At 70.8% G+C, this 17,541-nt stretch carries 18 protein-coding genes; 12 read left to right on the top strand and 6 right to left on the bottom strand.

The annotated features are described in order from the left end of the window. The first annotated feature begins 1 nt into the window (after window position 1). The 4 genes from ACIBH4_RS12645 to ACIBH4_RS12630 are packed head-to-tail and all read left to right on the top strand — an operon-like array spanning window position 2 to window position 4,627. Entirely contained in the window at window positions 2-775 is a 774-nt protein-coding gene (locus tag ACIBH4_RS12645) for an NTP transferase domain-containing protein (protein WP_362765078.1), read from the top strand. Continuing rightward, a complete protein-coding gene (locus ACIBH4_RS12640; RefSeq protein ID WP_362765081.1) occupies window positions 763-2,028 on the top strand; it encodes a glycosyltransferase family 4 protein in 1,266 nt (421 codons plus the stop codon). The genes ACIBH4_RS12645 and ACIBH4_RS12640 overlap by 13 nt, the downstream gene beginning before the upstream one ends. After that, window positions 2,025-3,332 (top strand): oligosaccharide flippase family protein, encoded by a 1,308-nt coding sequence (locus tag ACIBH4_RS12635; protein WP_362514206.1) that lies wholly within the window; start codon window positions 2,025-2,027, stop codon window positions 3,330-3,332. The genes ACIBH4_RS12640 and ACIBH4_RS12635 overlap by 4 nt, the downstream gene beginning before the upstream one ends. Beyond that, on the top strand, window positions 3,329-4,627 hold the full coding sequence (locus tag ACIBH4_RS12630) for a glycosyltransferase family 4 protein (RefSeq protein WP_362514209.1): 1,299 nt from the start codon (window positions 3,329-3,331) through the stop codon (window positions 4,625-4,627). Before ACIBH4_RS12635 ends, ACIBH4_RS12630 begins: the two co-directional genes overlap by 4 nt. A gap of 122 nt (window positions 4,628-4,749) precedes the next feature. Here the strand turns inward: ACIBH4_RS12630 and ACIBH4_RS12625 are convergent, their stop codons facing one another. Further along, window positions 4,750-5,904, bottom strand: a complete 1,155-nt coding sequence (locus tag ACIBH4_RS12625; RefSeq protein WP_362514212.1) for an RtcB family protein — start codon at window positions 5,902-5,904, stop codon at window positions 4,750-4,752. Window positions 5,905-6,118: 214 nt separating this feature from the next. On the opposite strand from ACIBH4_RS12625, the gene moaA reads away from it, so the two are divergent. The 3 genes from moaA to ACIBH4_RS12610 are packed head-to-tail and all read left to right on the top strand — an operon-like array spanning window position 6,119 to window position 8,046. After that, a complete protein-coding gene (moaA, locus tag ACIBH4_RS12620; protein WP_362514215.1) occupies window positions 6,119-7,108 on the top strand; it encodes a GTP 3',8-cyclase MoaA in 990 nt (329 codons plus the stop codon). Window positions 7,109-7,138: 30 nt separating this feature from the next. Then, window positions 7,139-7,792, top strand: coding sequence for a molybdenum cofactor guanylyltransferase (locus tag ACIBH4_RS12615; RefSeq protein ID WP_362514218.1), 654 nt, complete (start codon window positions 7,139-7,141; stop codon window positions 7,790-7,792). Window positions 7,793-7,797: 5 nt separating this feature from the next. Further along, the gene (locus ACIBH4_RS12610) at window positions 7,798-8,046 is read left to right on the top strand and encodes a DUF6457 domain-containing protein (RefSeq protein WP_362514389.1); all 249 of its coding nucleotides are present in this window, start codon (window positions 7,798-7,800) and stop codon (window positions 8,044-8,046) included. A gap of 195 nt (window positions 8,047-8,241) precedes the next feature. Here ACIBH4_RS12610 and ACIBH4_RS12605 read toward each other — a convergent pair whose 3' ends face one another. Further along, a complete protein-coding gene (locus ACIBH4_RS12605) occupies window positions 8,242-8,553 on the bottom strand; it encodes a DUF3099 domain-containing protein (RefSeq protein WP_362514220.1) in 312 nt (103 codons plus the stop codon). 75 nt (window positions 8,554-8,628) lie between these two features. Between ACIBH4_RS12605 and ACIBH4_RS12600 the strand changes: the two genes are divergently transcribed. Further along, window positions 8,629-8,841 carry a dodecin gene (locus tag ACIBH4_RS12600; protein WP_362514225.1) on the top strand — a complete coding sequence of 71 codons (213 nt, stop codon included), beginning with the start codon at window positions 8,629-8,631 and terminating at the stop codon, window positions 8,839-8,841. Window positions 8,842-8,879: 38 nt separating this feature from the next. Next, window positions 8,880-9,980: a linear amide C-N hydrolase gene (locus ACIBH4_RS12595; protein WP_362765084.1), complete on the top strand. Its 1,101-nt coding sequence runs from the start codon at window positions 8,880-8,882 to the stop codon at window positions 9,978-9,980. A gap of 34 nt (window positions 9,981-10,014) precedes the next feature. Here the strand turns inward: ACIBH4_RS12595 and ACIBH4_RS12590 are convergent, their stop codons facing one another. Then, on the bottom strand, window positions 10,015-11,391 hold the full coding sequence (locus tag ACIBH4_RS12590; protein ID WP_362514233.1) for a metallopeptidase TldD-related protein: 1,377 nt from the start codon (window positions 11,389-11,391) through the stop codon (window positions 10,015-10,017). A 59-nt stretch (window positions 11,392-11,450) separates the two neighbouring features. Then, window positions 11,451-12,950: a TldD/PmbA family protein gene (locus tag ACIBH4_RS12585; RefSeq protein WP_362514236.1), complete on the bottom strand. Its 1,500-nt coding sequence runs from the start codon at window positions 12,948-12,950 to the stop codon at window positions 11,451-11,453. A 76-nt stretch (window positions 12,951-13,026) separates the two neighbouring features. Here ACIBH4_RS12585 and ACIBH4_RS12580 point away from each other — a divergent pair, with 76 nt between their 5' ends. Both ACIBH4_RS12580 and fabI read left to right on the top strand, forming a co-directional pair. Next, entirely contained in the window at window positions 13,027-13,731 is a 705-nt protein-coding gene (locus ACIBH4_RS12580; RefSeq protein ID WP_362514239.1) for a beta-ketoacyl-ACP reductase, read from the top strand. 1 nt (window position 13,732) lies between these two features. Continuing rightward, entirely contained in the window at window positions 13,733-14,497 is a 765-nt protein-coding gene (fabI, locus tag ACIBH4_RS12575; protein ID WP_362514242.1) for an enoyl-ACP reductase FabI, read from the top strand. 153 nt (window positions 14,498-14,650) lie between these two features. On the opposite strand, the gene ACIBH4_RS12570 is transcribed toward fabI, so the two are convergent. Then, the gene (locus ACIBH4_RS12570) at window positions 14,651-15,625 is read right to left on the bottom strand and encodes a hypothetical protein (RefSeq protein ID WP_362514245.1); all 975 of its coding nucleotides are present in this window, start codon (window positions 15,623-15,625) and stop codon (window positions 14,651-14,653) included. Window positions 15,626-15,820: 195 nt separating this feature from the next. Beyond that, window positions 15,821-16,765 (bottom strand): aldo/keto reductase, encoded by a 945-nt coding sequence (locus ACIBH4_RS12565; RefSeq protein ID WP_362514248.1) that lies wholly within the window; start codon window positions 16,763-16,765, stop codon window positions 15,821-15,823. 65 nt (window positions 16,766-16,830) lie between these two features. On the opposite strand from ACIBH4_RS12565, the gene ACIBH4_RS12560 reads away from it, so the two are divergent. Beyond that, on the top strand, window positions 16,831-17,532 hold the full coding sequence (locus ACIBH4_RS12560) for a histidine phosphatase family protein (protein WP_362514251.1): 702 nt from the start codon (window positions 16,831-16,833) through the stop codon (window positions 17,530-17,532). Window positions 17,533-17,541: the final 9 nt, after the last annotated feature.

Genomic DNA, 17,541 nt, shown 5'->3' with positions numbered 1-17,541 from the left:
GGTGAGCGAGCGCGTCTGCGCGGTGATCCCGGCGGCCGGGCGTGGTGTCCGGCTCGGATTCGGCATCCCGAAGATCATGGTCGAGATCGCCGGCGGCGTCACCGTCTGGCACCTGCTCCACCGGCGGCTACGGTCCCGGACCGAGCACGTCCACGTCGTCGTCTCCCCCGAAGGCGAGGCCCCGTTCCGGGACCTCGCGGCCGAGGAGATCGGGAGCGGTGCCGTCTCGGTGAGCGTTCAGGACGAGCCGACCGGCATGGGAGGGGCCATCTTCGGCGCCGCCCCGCACTGGGAGCCGTACGGCGCGATCCTCGTGGTCTGGGGTGACCAGGCGAACCTGTCCTCGGCGACCGTCCGTCGCGTCGTGGCCGCCCATCGAGAGGGCGGGCTCACGATTCCACTGGTGCCGATGGCGGATCCGTACGTCGAGTACGAGGTCGCCGGTTCCGCGCTCGTACGAGTGCGGCAGTCGCGCGAGGGCGACGAGTGCCGCCCCGGCGGGCTCAGCGACGTCGGCGTGTTCTGTCTCGGCACGGACGGGCTGCGGGAGGAGTGGACGCGCTATCTGCGTGACGCCGCCCCGGGCGCCGTCACCGGCGAGGTCAACTTCCTGCCGTTCCTTCCCTACCTGTCGCAGGTCGCCGACCGGCCGCTGACCGTGGTGCCGGTGGACGACCCCGGCGAGGCGCGCGGCATCAACACCCAGGCCGATCTCGACTTCGCCCGGCGGGTATACCTGCGGGACACGGAGGCCGGCGGCCGATGCGCGAGATGACCGCCCGGCTACGCCCCGTCTACGTCGTCTGCGCCGAGGTGCCGCCGGATGTCGTCGGCGGGCTCGGGCGGTACGCCGAGCGGATGATGGCCGCCATGCGGCATCTCGGCACGTCCGTCGAGGTGTTCGGAGCCACCGCGCGGCACGGGGCGCCGCGAACGGAGCGGATCGGCGACGTCACCCTGCACCGGGTGCGCACACTCGGCGGTGGCCGGGCAGGAGGCACCTCCCGGACACCGGCGGCCGTCCTGCACGTTGCCCGGATGATCGGGATACTCGTGTTCAACGTGCGTGTCACGGTCCGCATCCTCAGGGCCGGTGCCAGGTCGTCGGGGTCGGTCGTCGCCGTGCACGACTGGATGGGCTGCGTCGCCGGGATCCTGTGCCGGGTCCTCGCGCGCACCCCGGTGGTGTTCCACGTCCACACTCGTGAGCTCAACGCCGGCTCTTCCCAGCGCCGGTCCGTGGTGGCGGCGGGCATCGCCGCGCTGGAGACCGTCCAGGCACGGCTGGCGCACCTGATCGTGGTGCCGAGCGTCGGGATGCGCGACGATCTCGTGGCGTGCGGATGGCCACCCGACCGGCTGCGGGTCATCCCGCACGGCTTCGAAGACCCCGAGCTGTTGCGGCTGGCCGCTCTCACCGGCGACGAGCGCGACCGGCTCCGCATGGCGGTTCGGCGCCGTTACCTGCCCGGTGGCAAGGGACGGCTCGTGGTGTTCGCCGGTCGGCTCTCGCCGCACAAGGGCGTCCGCACACTCGTCCGGGCGGCTTCGCCGATCGTCGGGAAACGCGACGACGTGCGGATCGTGCTCATCGGCGCGCAGGCTCCACGCACCGACGAGAACGCGGAGGTGGCACGGCTGATCGACGATACGGGCGTCGGCCGCCACGTGGTCGCCGGGTACCGTTTCCTCGGCTCCGCCGAGGTGTTCGCCCATTTCCTGGCCGCCGACGTGTGCGCGTTCCCGTCCACGTACGAGCCGTTCGGCCTGGTCGCGATCGAGGCGATGGCGCTGGCCCGGCCCGTGGTCGTCGGCCCCGGCTACTCCCCGGAGGTGGTGGGGGACGGAGCGGTCCGGTGCGGGCACGACTCGCCGGAGGAACTGGCCGACGCGCTGCTGCGGTGCTTGGACGACCGGCGGTTCGCGTCCCGGCTCGGTGAGCGCGGCGCCGCCCATGTCCGCGAGCGGTACATGTGGGCACGGACGGCCGAACTCACCTTGGCGGCGTACGCCGAGCTGGCCCGGTGACACGCCTGCGACCGGCCGAAGACCTGCGCGCCCGCTTCGCGCGGGTCGTCGACGGCCACCGCTGGGCGGCCGGGCCCACGATCGTGAGCACCCTGGCCAGCGGCACCGCTGCGGCCACCACGCTGGTCATCGCGAGGGGGATCGGCGCCGCCGCGTTCGGCCACTTCACCGTCGTCCTGTCGATCGCGCTGATCGCCACCGTCGCCATGCTCACCAGCCTCAACTACGTCATGTTCCAGGAGTTGCCGCGCGCCGAACCGGCGGACCGGCCGGCCCTGGTGACGACGGCGCTCTTCTCGACGCTGGTGCTCGGGGCGGTCCTGCTCGCCGCCGGGATGCTGGCCGCGCCGCTGCTGACCGCGGCGCTCGGTGTCGACACCCGTACGTTCGCCTTCGGCCTGGCACTGGCGCTGTCGATGACCGTGAACCAGCTCACCGAGAGCTTTCTTCGCGGGCTGAAGAGGTTCAGGCTCGTGGCCGCGCTCAAGCTGGCCGTCGCCGTGGCCTACCTGGCCGGTTCCGCGTACTGCCTGCTCGTGCTCGGGATCGGGGACGCCGAGGTGTACCTGGGCGCGCTCATCGTGACGAACCTCGTCTTCGCCGTCGTGGCAGTGGCCGGGTCCGAGGTGGCGCCGCGCTCCTGGTCGCCGGCCCTCGCGAGGTCGCTCTACCGGCACGGTGCGTACGTGACCGTCATCGCCGCATTCACCGCCGTGCTCTTCGGCGTCGATGTGATCTTCCTCAACCACTGGGCAGGGCAGGCCGACGTCGGGGTGTACTCCCTGTACAACGGTTTCCCCAAGCGGCTGCTCGGCGTGGTGTTCATCGACGGGATCGGCCTGGTACTGCTGCCGATGCTGGCCACGGCGGCCAAGCCCGCTCTGATGCGCAGGATCGCGCGGCTCGCGCCGGCCGTCGCGGGAGCCGCGGCGGTCCTCTCCTTCGCGGCCAGCCTGGTGTTCTTTCTCGTGATGGGCGAGGAGTATCCGTACTCGGTCGGGCTGATGGCACTGGCGGCCGTGGGCATCGGCGCGCACACCGTCTTCAACCTCTACTTCCTCGCCCTGTCGATGGACGGGGTGCGGGGTGCCAAGGTGTTCATCGCCTGCCTCGCCGCAGGGACGCCCGCCGCGCTCGCCTGCCAGGCGGTGTGCATCGCCTGGTGGGGGCTGATCGGAGGGCTGGCGGCGTTCGCCTTCAGCAATCTCATCCTGGTGGCCGTCGTGGCGACCGCGGCCGGCCGGGTGTACCGGCCGGACGGCCCGGTGGCGGTCACCCCATCCACAGAGGAGGCCGATCGATGAGGATCGCCTACATCGTCAACCAGTATCCACCGAACATCACCGCCGGGCTCGGCCGTTACGTCGAGCTGATCACGCCGTACCTGGCCCGCGACCACCGGCTGGCCGTCTTCACGCTCAACGACGGCCACCAGTCCGTGCACGAACGGGGTGAGGGCGTCACCGTCTACCGTCCGCTCGGCCGCCTCCTCGGCGCGATCGGCCGCCGCCGGCGGCTCAACCGCACCCGGGGCGCCGAGTTCGCCCTGCTCGCGCTGAACGTCGTGGTGAGCAACTGGCGGTACTTCCTGCGGTTGCGCCGTGCGGGCCGGGATGAGCGGCCCGATCTGGTCGCCGTGCACGACTCGACGAACTTCCTGTGCGGACTGCTCTGCCACTACGTGCTGCGTCTGCCGGTCGTCTTCCATGTGCACACCACCGAGTACGGCGTCGCGGCGCAGCGCACCATCACCGACCCGCTGAACGTGTTCGCCGCCATCGAGCGGTGGCTGGCGCGGATCTCCCGGCGGGTCGTCGTCGCCACCCCGGAGGTGCGCGCGGAACTGACCGCCGCGGGGTGGAACCGAGCGCCGATCGATGTCGTGCACCTGGGGGGCACGTACGAACGGGTGCTCGCCGACCCCGCTTTCGACCGCGACGGGCTTCGTGCGGGAGCCGCCGCCCTGCGGACCCGGCTCGGCATCGCCGCCGAGGACCCGGTGCTGTTGTTCGTCGGCCGTATCGAACGGCAGAAGGGCGTCTATCCGCTGCTGGAGGCCATGCGGAAGATCGCGCCCGCGGTCCCCGGCCTGCGCCTGGTGATCGTGGGGGAGGGGGACGACGTGGGTGTGACACGGATCGTCGCGGAAACGGGCCTGGAAGGGCGTGTCCTGACGTCCGGCGGGTTCGTCGACGGCAAGGCACTCCTGGAGTTCTACGAGATGGCCGACGCCTGTGTCTTCCCCTCGCTCTTCGAACCGTTCGGCCTGGTGGCCACCGAGGCGATGGCACTGGCCAAACCCACGATCCTCGGCGACGGGTTCTCCCGAGTCTTCCTCGGTGACCCCGACCGGCCCGCCGTCCGTTTCGTACGGAGCGCCGACCCCGGCGACATCGCCCGCGTCGTGGTCGAGATCATGACGGACCCGGAGTTGCGCCGCACGCTCGGCGTCCGGGGAGAGAGGTTCGTCAGGGAGAGCCTGAGCTGGAGCAGAGCGGCCGACGAGACGCTCGCGGTCTACCGCGTCGCGCTCGAAGGAGCGCCGGCAGGACCGGCTCGGAATCTCGACCGTACGACCCGGGCTTCGAACGGCTCCTAGCGGGTCAGCGCGCCATCGCCGGTCGACAAGTGATCGCTTTTTTGAGGTGGGCGCGGCCGAGCGGGCGGCGAACGCGGAGCTCCGCCGCCCGCGGTCGGCGACGGAGCTTCGAAGGTGCGGGATCAGCCCTTGTAGTTGAACACCTGGCGCAGAGTGTGCTGGACCGCCACCAGATCCTTCTGGTCGGCCATCACCTGGTCGATCGACTTGTACGCCTGCGGGTGCTCGTCCACCAGGGCGGCGGCGCGGTCCGCGTTCCAGGTGCGGCCGCGCATCGCCTCGGTCAGGGAGGAGGCCGTCAGCTCACGCTTCGCCCGGCTGCGTGACATCCTGCGGCCGGCTCCGTGGGAGCAGGAATTGTAGGACATCGGGTTGCCGAGTCCGCGCACGATGTACGAGCGCGTCCCCATGGAGCCCGGGATCACGCCCTCGTCGCCGGTGTCGGCCTTGATGGCTCCCTTACGGGTGATCCACAGGTCCTTGCCCTCGTGCGTCTCCCGCTGCGTGAAGTTGTGGTGGCAGTTGATCGTCCGAAGCCGCCTGCCCTTGCCGACGACCCGGAACAGGGCGTCGCCCAGCACCTTGTCCATCCGGGCACGCGAGGCCATGGCGTAGCGCTGCGACCACAGCATGTCCTCGATGTAGGCGGTGAACTCCGGCGTGTTCTGCACCAGGTAGGCCAGGTCCGGATCCTCCAGGCCGACCGCCTGCTTCCTCATCAGCTTCTTGGCGTCGACGATGTGCTTGGTCGCGAGCAGGTTGCCGATGCCGCGTGAGCCCGAGTGCAGCACCGTCCAGACCCGGTCACGTTCGTCGAGGCAGACCTCGACGAAGTGGTTGCCGGACCCGAGGGTGCCGAACTGCAGGGACACCTTCTTCTCCTGCTGGGGGGTGAGGTCGGTGTGCGGGCGGCCGAGGTCGCCGAGCGCGCGGTCCATGGACGGGTCGTCGTGTCCCTTGCCGACACCGGCGGGAATTCGCCGCTCCACCAGCGGCATCAGGGCGTCGAGGGTGTCGGGCAGGTCGGCGGCGGTGAGCGTGGTCTCGGTCGCGACCATGCCGCAGCCGATGTCGACGCCGACGGCGGCCGGGATGATCGCTCCTTCGGTGGGGATGACCGATCCGACCGTCGCGCCGATGCCGACGTGCGCGTCGGGCATGAGGGCGACGTGTCCGGAGACGATCGGCAGGCGGGCGGCGCGCGCGGCCTGCATGATCGTACCTTCGTCGATCTCGCTGGCCCACGACACCAGGTTCGGTGCGGGCTGGTTCGGCATCATGATCTCCTTGGTTGCGAGATCCAGTCTGCCCACGTTCCTCGTGAGATCCCACTCATTTTACCGGGCGCTGTAGGTCATGATCGTTTAGACGTCAGGAATCAACCGTCACACGATGATGTTGGGACAACGAGGCCCATTGAAGGGCGGAAGGAGGGCGGCCGTAGGCTGGCCCTCTGTTCCAGACAAGTGAGCAACTGGGAGGTGGCGTCCGGTGTTGCAGGATTCCTTCGGGCGTGTGGCGACCGATCTGCGGGTGTCCCTCACCGACCGCTGCAACCTGCGCTGCTCCTACTGCATGCCACCCGAGGGCCTCGAATGGCTGCAGAAACCCGACCTGCTGACCGCCGACGAGATCGTCCGGCTCGTCACCATCGGGGTGGAGCGACTCGGCATCACCGAGGTCCGCTACACCGGTGGTGAGCCCCTGCTCCGCCGCGAGCTGGTCGACATCGTGGCCCGCACCACCGCACTCGACCCCGCCCCGCAGGTCTCGCTCACCACCAACGGGATCGGGCTGAGCCGGCTGGCGGCCTCCTTGGCCGGCGCGGGTCTGCACCGGGTCAACGTCTCCCTCGACACCCTCGACCGCGAGACCTTCAAGAGGCTCGCCCACCGCGACCGCCTGTCCGACGTCCTCGAAGGGCTGGAGGCGGCCGACGCCGCCGGGCTGCGACCGGTCAAGGTGAACGCGGTGCTGATGCGCGGGATCAACGACCACGAGGCCGTGCCGCTGCTGCGCTACTGCCTGGAGCGGGGCTACGAGCTCCGGTTCATCGAGCAGATGCCGCTGGACGCCCAGCACGGCTGGCGCAGGGAGAACATGATCACGGCTGACGAGATCCTCGCCACGCTCAAGGCCGATGTCGACCTCACCGACGCCGACTCGGCGGAGCGCGGCAGCGCCCCGGCCGAGCTGTTCCTCGTCGAGGGCGGCCCGGCCAGAGTAGGGGTGATCGGCTCGGTCACCCGTCCGTTCTGCGGGGCGTGCGACCGTGTGCGGCTCACCGCCGACGGTCAGATCCGCAACTGCCTGTTCGCCACCGACGAGTCCGATCTGAGGGCCGCGATGCGCGCGGGCGCCGGTGACGACGAGATCGCCGAGCGCTGGCGATCCGCGGTCCGGATCAAGAAGGCCGGTCACGGCATCGACGATCCGACCTTCCTGCAGCCGTCCCGCCCGATGTCCGCCATCGGTGGCTGACGTCCCCGCCAGAAGACCCGGAGGTGTCCGATGACCGCCCGTCACGACGCCTGCATCCTGGCGGGCGGTCTCGCGCGAAGGCTCGGCGGCCGGGACAAGCCGGGCCTGCGCGTCTTCGGCCGCCCGCTGGTCGAGTCGGTGGCCGCCGCCGTGCCCGGCGCGGGACGGCTGATCGTCGTCGGACCGCCCCGCCCCGGACTGCCACACGCGATCTTCCGGCGTGAGGACCCGCTCGGTGGCGGCCCGGTGCCGGCGCTGCGGGCCGGCCTGGTCGAGGTGAACGCGCCATGGGTGGTGCTGCTCGCCGCCGATCTCCCGTTCCTGACCGGCGAGCACGTGCAGATGCTGCTGGACGCCGCGGGGGCGGGGACGAGCGGGCCGGGAGCCGTGCTCGTCGACGACGGCGGGCGCGAGCAGTGGCTCGCCGGGGTGTGGCACACGCGGAGCCTGGCGCGGGCGCTCGACCGCTACGAGGGGCGGTCGTTGCACGGGCTGCTCGCCCCGCTCCGCCCGGTCACGGTTCACCTCACCGGGCAGCCGTGGTTCGATTGCGACACCATGGACGATCTACAGCGGGCCCGGGCAGTGAAGCCGGGCCCCGGCGGAGGCGCGGATTCCGGCGACGGGCGCGAGAGCGGCGACGGCACGGGACGGACGCGACCGCGGACGAGGAGCGAGAGTTGAACGTGATGAAGGAATGGACCGCGCTGGTCTGCCGGGAGCTGGGCATCGATCCCGCGACGGTGGACCGTGACGAGGTGCTGGACCTGACCAGGGAGGTCGCCCACGGGGTGGCCCGGCCGGCCGCGCCGCTCACGGCCTATCTGCTCGGGGTGGCCCAGGGGGCGGGTACGGCGCCGCCGGACATCGTGGAGAGGCTGACCGCGCTGGCGCGCAACTGGGAGCAGGCGACCACTGAGACGCTGGGCGACAAATAGCGCCAAAGAAAAGGCGCTTTGTTGTTAAAGTCCGGGAAAAGGGCGACGCCGGGTGGTTACGGGGGCAAACCACCCGGCGTCGCTTCATCGGCGTTCCGACGGGGGCCCGGAACGCCGGCAACAGTGCCCCGACGGGGGACCAGGGCACTTGGCTAAAGCGTACACCTACTACCCTTGGAGTGCGTCAAGACTTAGTCACGACCCGATCTCGCGTCGGTGGCGTGGAATCTGGTTTTGCCCGGAATCTTCCACGTCAGGGGCATGCGGGACCCCGCGCGGCGGCCCGTTGGCCCCGATCACGGCAATGTATGGTAAAAAGATCGCCCCGGCGAAGAGCAGCAGCCGGACGGGCATCGGAGCGGGCACCGTGAAGGCGAGGACCAGGCAGATCAGCCGGATCCCCATCTTGATGAAGTAACTCTTCTCGCGCTTGCCGATGTCGGCGCTCAACGAGGGTTGGGCGTCCGTCACCTGATGAACCACCGGACGCCTGCGCCATCCCTTCACGATTCCCAATCTAGGCCTCATATCGGCTGGGTGCGAACGGTCATGTAACCATGGCTTTCCGGGAAGAAGCAGAGGATGACAGATCGAACGTACCGGGTGACCGAGATAGTCGGCACTTCGGGGGAGAGCATCGAGGCCGCCGTACGCAATGGGGTCCGCCGGGCCTCCCAGACCCTGCGGCACCTTGACTGGTTCGAGGTGACCGAGATCAGGGGGCACATCGAGGAGGGAGAGATCGCCCACTTCCAGGTCGGCATGAAGATCGGATTCCGCCTGGAGGACGACTGAGCCTGTACGGCGGCCGCCCGGTGACGCAGACTGCCTGAATGGAAGAGACTCGGGCCGCACGGACGAGAAGACCGCGCGGCGCGGCGGGAATAACGGTACGTGCCGCGCTGGCCACCGGGCTGATCCTCCCGGCCGGCTGCGCCACCCCGGCGGGCGGCGCGCCCGCCGCCACCGGGGCCGTCTCACCGGGCACCCCCGCCGCCACCGACGCCGGGCCGAGGGCCGAGGCGGAAGGGGAATCACCGCTGCGCCAGAGCACCACCGACGTCGCGCGGACGATAGGCAGTCTCCGCAGGATCGACGATCTACCGCTGTACGAGATGACCTTCCACGGCTCGTACGACCGCGAGGCCCCCCTCGGGGAGGAGGAGTTGGCGGGACGCGCCGACGGCTGGGCCTGCTCCCTGTTCGCCCTCGGCGGCGACCGGCCGCTGTTCGGCAGAAACTTCGACTGGGACCCCAACCCGGCGCTGATCGTGCACGCCGACCCGCCCGACGGCTACGCCTCGGTCTCCGTCGTCGACCTGTTCCATCTGATCGGAGGCTCCACCCCGCCGGATCTGTCCGCCGCGCCCGCCCGCCGCAGGATGGCCCACGCGGTGCTCGCCCCCTTCGACGGGGTGAACGAGAAGGGCCTGGCCATCGGTATGGCCACGTCGCCCGAGGGCGGGCTACCTCCTCCTTCTCCCGGCCGCCCCGACGTCGGCAGCGTGCGCGTCATCAGGATCATGCTCGACAAGGCGGCGACCGTGGACGAGGCACTGGCGATCATGCGCCGTTACGACGTCGACTTCACGATCGGGCCGCAGGTCCACTACCTCATCGCCGACGCGGCGGGCAGATCGGCCGTCGTGGAGTACGCCGGGGGCAGGCTCAACGTGATCGACGACCGCATGCTCACCAACTTCGGCATGACCGGCACCTCCACCGCCCAGCGCCGGGCCGACCCCCGCTACCGTGCGCTCGCCGAGGGACTGCCCGCCGCCCGCGATTGGCGCGACGCGATGGGCCTGCTCCGGAAGGTGGCCCAGGCCCACACCCGCTGGTCGGTCGTCTACGACCTCACCGACGCCACCGCCCGCGTGGTGGCGGGCCGGCGCTGGGAGACGGTGCACACCATCCCGCTCGTCCAGCGCTGAACGGCCCGTCCGGTGTGGGGAAGGGGAGCCGGACCTAGCTGGCCTGACTCACCGTCGACATGTTGAAGTCGGGCACCCGGATCGGAGGCATGATCGCGCGGTTGAAGTAGTCGCTCCACTCGCGCGGCAGGGTCTGCTCGGAGGCGCCGATCTCGGTGAGGCGCCGGAGCAGGTCCACCGGGCTCTCGTTGAAGCGGAAGTTGTTCACCTCGCCCACGACCTCGCCGTTCTCCACCAGGTAGACGCCGTCGCGGGTCAGGCCGGTCAGCAGCAGCGTCTGCGGGTCGACCTCGCGGATGTACCACAGGCAGGTGAGCAGCAGGCCGCGCTCGGTGGAGGCGATCATCTCCTCCAGCGACCGCCCGCCCTCGGGGCCCCGCATGATCAGGTTGTCGACGACCGGGGTCACCGGCAGACCGGTCAGCTCGGCCGAGTGCCGGGTCTGCAGCAGGTTGGCCAGCCTGCCACCGGAGATCCAGTCGGTGGCGGCGAGCGGCAGCCCGTTGTCGAACACCGAGTTCTCCCGGCCGGAGGCGTGCGCCACCACGAACGGCGAGCACTCGACGCCCGGCGCCGACGGGTCGCTGTACAGGCGGATCGGCGACATCGGCGACGCGGAGAGGACGTCGCCGACGCGGGTGCCGCCACCGGGCCTGGAGAAGACCGTACGTCCCTCCATCGCGTCGCGCGCTCCGGCCGTCCAGTACAGGTAGGTCATCAGGTCGGCGACGGCCGTCGGAGGCAGCAGCGTCTCGTACCGGCCCGCGGGCAACTCGACGCGATTCTTCGCCCACTCCAGGCGCTGGGCCAGTGAGGCGTCCAGGGCCGCCACGTCGACGTCGGAGAAATCGCGGGTGGACACACCGGTCCACGCCGAGCGTCGCATGTCGGAGGACTTGGCGTTGAGCTCCAGGCGGCCGGTGGGCTGGGTGTGCCGCAGCCGGGCGCCGGTCGAGGTGCCCACGAAGGTCGTCGTGACGGTGTGCTCGGCGAATCCGTACAGCCTGCGCCCGCCCGCCTCGGCCGTGGCGAAGGCCTCGCCCAGGGCGGGGGCGAAGGCGCCGAACACCCCGATCGAGGTCGGCTCGGCGGGGGCCTCCCAGTCGGCGGAGCGGGTGCCCTCCAGCAACGGCCGGGCGTCCTCGGACGGCCGCGCGTCCTCCGCGGCGTGGTCGGCGGCGGCCACGACCTCGTCGAGCCCGTCGGGGCGGACCGCCGCCCGCGACACCACGCCCACACCGCGGCCCACGATGGAGATCACGGTCAGCTGCGAGGAACGGGACACACCGTTGGTGGTGAGGGTGTTGCCCGCGAAGCGCAGGTTGGCACTCGACCCCTCCTCCACGATCACGACGTTGTCGTCGGCCGTGGAGAGCTCAAGAACCCTCTCGATCATCTCCTGGGGAGTCATTCCGCTCCTCTCCTGCCGGACCGCACGGCCGACACCGTCTTCCGCCCGCTCGCCCGTGCTCAACTGCCACTCTCCTGGACGGTGTTGAGGACGCGCACGCCGCGGAAGAGCGCGGACGGGCAGCCGTGGCTGACCGGGGCGACCTGGCCCGGCTGCCCCTTGCCGCAGTTGAACGCCCCGCCAAGCACGTACGTCTGCGGCCCGCCGACCGCCGCCATCGAGCGCCAGAAGTCGGTCGTCGTCGCCTGGTAGGCGACGTCGCGCAACTGCCCGGCGAGCCTGCCGTTCTCGATCAGATAGAACCGCTCACCCGTGAACTGGAAGTTGTAGCGCTGCATGTCGATGGACCAGCTCTTGTCGCCCACCACGTAGATGCCCCGGTCGACGCCGGAGATCAGCTCCTCGGTGGTGGGGCCGTCGGGCGCCGGCCGCAACGACACGTTGGCCATCCGCTGGATCGGGGTGTGGCCGGGGGAGGCGGCGAAGGCGCAGCCGTTGGAAGCGCCCAGCCCCTTCAGCAGCGCCATCCTCCGGTCGAGCTGGTAGCCGACCAGGATGCCGCCGGAGACGATGTCGAACTCCCTGGTCGCCACCCCCTCGTCGTCGTAGCCGATCGTGGACAGGCCGTGCTCGACGGTGCGGTCACCGGTCACGTTCATCAGCTCAGAGCCGTACACCAGCGTGCCGAGCTGGTCGAAGGTGGCGAAACTCGTCCCCGCGTACGCCGCCTCGTAGCCGAGGGCGCGGTCGAGCTCGGTGGCGTGCCCGACCGACTCGTGGATCGTCAGCCACAGGTTCGACGGGTCGATCACCAGGTCGTAGGGCCCCGCCTCGACGGAGGGCGCCCGAAGCTTCTCCTCCAGCAACTCGGGGATGCGCGCCAGCTCCTTGGGGAAGTCCCAGCCGGTGCCGGTGAGGTATTCGTACCCCCGGCCGACGGGCGGGGCGAGCGTCCGCATCGAGTCGAAGCGGCCGTCCAGCACCCGCGTCGCCCTCAGCTGGGGATGGACGCGCACCCGCTGCTGCGTCGTGGAGGTCCCGGCCGTGTCGGCGTAGAACTTCTGCTCCTTGACCTGCGTCAGCGACGCCTGGACGTGGTCCACCCCGGGATCTCGCAGCAGGGCGCCCGACCAGTCGGCGAGCAGCGCCGCCTTGTCGCGCATCGGCACCTCGAACGGGTCGACCTCGTAGGAGGAGACCCAGGTGACGTCGGAGTGGACCGCCTCCGGCGCCAGCTCGACGGGCTCGCGGTTGACCGCCGCCGAGACGACCGCCACCTCCACCGCCTGCTCGGCGACCCTGACGGCCGCCTCGGGGCTGAGCTCGATGCCTCCGGCGAAGCCCCAGGTGCCGTCCTTGACGACCCGTACGGCGTAGCCGAGGGTGTCGGCGTCGATGGAGCCTTCCAGCGCCGCGTCGGAGAGGCGCAGGGTCTCCCCGCGGACGCGCTCCAGCCGGAAGTCGGCGTGCTCGGCGCCCAGGTCCCGGGCGCGCTGCAGGGCCGCGTCCGCGAGCCGGCGCAGAGGCAGGGCGAGGAAGTCGGAGTCGATCTGGCGCATGTCAACGATCCTAACCCTGTGATCTTGTCCTTCCCGGACAAGAGGGTTACCCCCGGGTAGCCGATACCGTCTGACCATGGCTCGATCTGTTCTCGTAACCGGCGGCAATCGCGGCATCGGCCTCGCGATCGCCCGCGAACTCGCTCAGGCAGGCGACGACGTCGCCGTGACCTACCGCTCCGGACAGCCTCCCGAGGGCCTCTTCGGCGTGCGCTGCGACGTGACCAGCACGGCCGATGTGGACGCCGCCTTCGCGAAGGTCGAGGCCGAGTACGGCCCGGTCGAGGTGCTCGTCGCCAACGCGGGCATCACCAGGGACACGCTGCTGCCGATGATGAAGGAGGAGACCTTCACCGACGTCATCGACGCCAACCTGACCGGCGCCTACCGGGTCGCCAAGCGCGCCACCCGCGGCATGCTGCGGCTCAAGCGCGGGCGCATCGTGCTGATCTCCTCGGTGGTCGCCATGCTGGGCTCGGCGGGGCAGAGCAACTATGCCGCCTCCAAGGCCGGCATGATCGGCTTCGCCCGGTCGGCCGCCAGGGAGCTGGGCTCGCGCAACATCACCGTCAACGTGGTCGCTCCCGGCTTCGTGGAGACCGACATGACGGCCGAGCTGGACGAGGCGTACCAGGAGCAGATCCGTAAGAACATCCCCCTGGGCCGCTACGCCGCCCCGGAGGAGATAGCGCGCGTGGTCAGGTTCCTGGCCGGCGAGGACGCCGCCTACATCACGGGGGCCGTCATCCCCGTTGACGGCGGCCTTGGAATGGGGCACTGACGTGGGAATTCTCGAAGGCAAGCGGCTTCTCGTCACCGGGGTGCTCACCGACGCCTCCATCGCCTTCTCGGTGGCCAAGCTGGCCCAGGAGGAGGGCGCGCAGATCGTGCTCACCGGGTTCGGCCGGCTCAGCCTGGTCGAGCGGATCGCGAAGCGCCTGCCGGAGCCGCCTCCGGTGCTGGAGCTCGACGTCACCAACGCCGAGCACCTCGACTCCCTGGCGGAGCGGGTCGGCGAGCACCTCGGCGGCCTGGACGGGGTGGTGCACGCGATCGGCTTCGCGCCGCAGACCGCCCTGGGCGGCAACTTCCTGAACACCTCCTGGGAGGACGTGGCGACCGCCGTCCAGGTCTCCACGTACTCGTTCAAGTCGCTCGCGGTGGCCGCGCTCCCGCTCATGAAGGAGGGCGGCGCGATCGTCGGTCTCGACTTCGACGCCACGAAGGCCTGGCCGGTGTACGACTGGATGGGCGTGGCCAAGGCCGGACTGGAGTCCTGCTCCCGTTACCTGGCCCGCGACCTCGGCAAGCAGGGCATCCGGGTCAACCTCGTCGCCGCGGGCCCGATCAGGACCATGGCGGCCAAGAGCATCCCGGGTTTCGTCGAGTTCGAGGAGAGCTGGCCCGCCAAGGCCCCGATCGGCTGGGACATCAACGACCCGATCCCGGCGGCCAAGGCGTGTGTCGCCCTGCTGTCCGACTGGTTCCCCGCCACGACCGGTGAGATCGTCCACGTCGACGGGGGCGTCCACGCCATCGGAGGCTGAGTGCTTTCCGCCCCGGCGGGCGACGAGCCGGCCGGGGCGACGCCCCCCGTCGGGACGGCGGGGAGCCGCTGCCCGGCCGCGTACGGCCGCGTCGTGGAATGACGAGGTGAGCGGCGCGGGCCGGGGCGCCGAGAACGCCGAGAACGCCGAGAACTAGGCCACCCGCTGGCGTCCCGGAGGGGCGGGCTCGAACGGTATCGACTCCCTGATCCTCCGCCTGCTGTACAGCAGGCGGACCGCGAGGATCGCCGAGACGAGCACCGCGGTGCTGAGCACGGTGCTCGCGGTGTCGGACGACCGGCTGGGCTTCACCGGCCGCTCGCCGGGCATCTGCCGCTGGAGTTTCTCCATCACCGGGGCGGGCCACAGCAGCTCCACCCGGGGCGCCTCGGCGTCGACCACGGGTGACGGCCTGGGAGCCGTCGGCTCACCCACGTCGGTCGCGGGCCTCCTGACATCCGGGGAGAACGTCTCCGTCTCGGGGAACGCCCGGTCGGTCGGTACGGGAACCGGGCTCTTGCGCGCGGGTGTGGCGTCCTCGTGCCGCGAAGGGCTCGCCGAAGGGGTCGCGGAGGGGGGCGCCGAAGGGGTAGGGCTCGGTGACACCTTGGACGAGGCGGCCTGGTCGGGCTCCCCGACAGAGGTGGTCGCCGACGTCTCCGCGCAGGTGGTGGAGGCCGCCGCGGACCGGCAGGCTTCGGTGCCCTGAGGCCGGGGCGTCCGCGCGTCACCGGAGGGCTCCTTCTTCTCCTGCGCGGTGGACGGCCTGTCCGGTGGGCTCTTGGACGCCGAGGCGGCCGGTGCCGGGGTGTTCGTCCCGGCGTCGCTCCGGCCGGAGTCTCCGCGGGAGGATGGGGAGGCGGCGTCCTCACCACGGCTTCCGGGGTCGTCGACACCTTTTTCCAGACCGCGGACGACGTCGCCCACACCGTCCTCGACCTTTTTCGTGACGCCGTCCACGACCCGGCAGACTCCGCCGGTCACGGGGCCCAGCAGCCCTCCGTGATCACAGTCGTCCACGCGCGGGACGGCGCTCGCCCGCGCGGCGCTCACGGGCACGATCGCGACCGCCGGGACCCCACCTCCCAGTGCCAGCGCCAGAACGCCTGCCGCCATCGCAGTTCGCACTCGTCTCCTTCGCCCCGGGGCGGACATCGGCCATGGCGTCTCACCGACATCCGGATGCCCCCGCCATCTGTCTGACAGTTTTGTAGGGAGGCCTGCTTTTTCCGCGGAAAGTTTCCATTCGGTATCGACTAGTGATACGCGAGACGAATTCTCGTTCGGTTCTCGCGGTGGGCCGCCCTCGTCTCGGCCCTTCCCTCAGTCCGCGGACACGTCGTCGAGTGCCTCCCTGATCTCCACGGGCAGCGTCAGATCCTCGGCCTGGAGGACCCCGGACAGCTGCGCGTGGGTGCGGGCGCCGACGATGGCCGAGGACACCCCCGGCTGGTCGCGTACCCACGACAGGGCCACCGACAGCGGTGAGACGCCGAGCCCGTCGGCGGCGGTCGCCACCGACTCCACCACCCGTCGGCACCGCTCGTCGAGGTAGGGGGTGACGAAGTCGGCGAAGTGCGGGGTCGCGGCCCGGGAGTCGGCGGGGATGCCCGTACGGTACTTCCCGGTGAGGACTCCACGCCCGAGAGGCGACCAGGCGAGCACCCCCGCGCCGACGTGCTCGGCGGCGGGGATCAGCTCGCGCTCGGCCTCCCTGGCCAGAAGTGAGTACTCGACCTGGGCGGCGACGATCGGCACCCTGCCGGGCACCGCCCGCTGCCCCACGGCCGCGGTCGCCAGCTGCCATCCCGCGTAGTCGCACACCCCGGCGTACGCGGCCCGCCCCGAGGACACGATGGCGTCCACGGCTGCCAGAGTCTCCTCCAGCGGGACGTCGGGATCGAAGGCGTGCAGCTGCCACAGGTCGACCTCGTTCACGCCCAGGCGGGTCAGGGAGGCGTCGATCGCGGCCACCAGGTGCTTCCTGGAGGCGTCGCGCGGCCTGCGCCCGGCCGGGGTGAGCACGGCCTTGGTGGACAGCACCAGCTCGGAACGCGGCACGGAGTCGCGCAGCAGCCGCCCGAGCAGCCGTTCGGCGTCGCCGCCCGTGTAGACGTCGGCGGTGTCGATGAGCGTGCCGCCGGCTTCGGCGAACGTGCGGAGCTGCGCCGCGGCCTCCTCGGCGCCGGTGTCACGTCCCCACGTCATCGTCCCGAGTCCCAGGCGGGACACCGACAAGCCGCTCCGGCCCACATAGCGCTGCTCCATGATCCGGCCAGATTACCGCCCGGCCACTTAAAAGTAGTGGAGCGAGGACTGCAAGACTTGCCCGCGTGACGACCTTGTTGCTGGCCAGACACGGCCTTACCCACCTCACCGGCCCGGTCCTCGCGGGCTGGACCCCGGATGTCCACCTCAGCGACGCGGGACGGGCCCAGGCGGAGGCGCTCGCCGCGCGGCTCACCTCCCTGGAACTCGACGCGATCGTCTCCAGCCCGCTGGAACGCTGCCAGGAGACCGCCCAGGCGGTAGCCGAGGGACGGCGGGAGGCGGAGGTGCTGACCGACGAGCGCTTCGGCGAGTGCCGCTACGGCGACTGGACGGGCCGCCCGATCGCCGAGCTCGCCAAGGATCCCCTCTGGCCGGTCGTGCAGGCCCACCCGAGCGCGGTGACGTTCCCCGGGGGAGAGTCCCTGGCCGCCGTCCAGCATCGCGCCGTGGCGGCCGTCAGGGAGTGGAACGAGCGCCTCGGTCCGAAGGCGGTCTATCTCGTCTGCAGCCACGGAGATGTGATCAAGGCCATCGTGGCCGACGCCATGGGGCTCCATCTGGACCAGTTCCAGCGGATAACCGCTGATCCGGCGTCGCTCACCGCCATTCGCTACACCCCCTTGCGTCCCTTCGTGCTCAGACTCAACGACCTGGGTGGAGATGTGGCCGGATTACGCCTTCCGGAGGGTTCGGACGGTGAGGAGGGGGGAGAAAATCCCACCGGGAGCGATGCCGCAGTCGGCGGCGGATCCGGAACCACGTAGGGTCAGGCT

Origin of the sequence: Streptosporangium sp. NPDC050284, from assembly GCF_044459525.1 — a bacterium.
In the GTDB taxonomy this organism is placed as follows: Bacteria; Actinomycetota; Actinomycetes; order Streptosporangiales; family Streptosporangiaceae; genus Streptosporangium.
The sequence above is the reverse complement of the archived record's forward strand: the minus strand, read 5'-3'. Positions and strand labels throughout refer to the sequence as shown.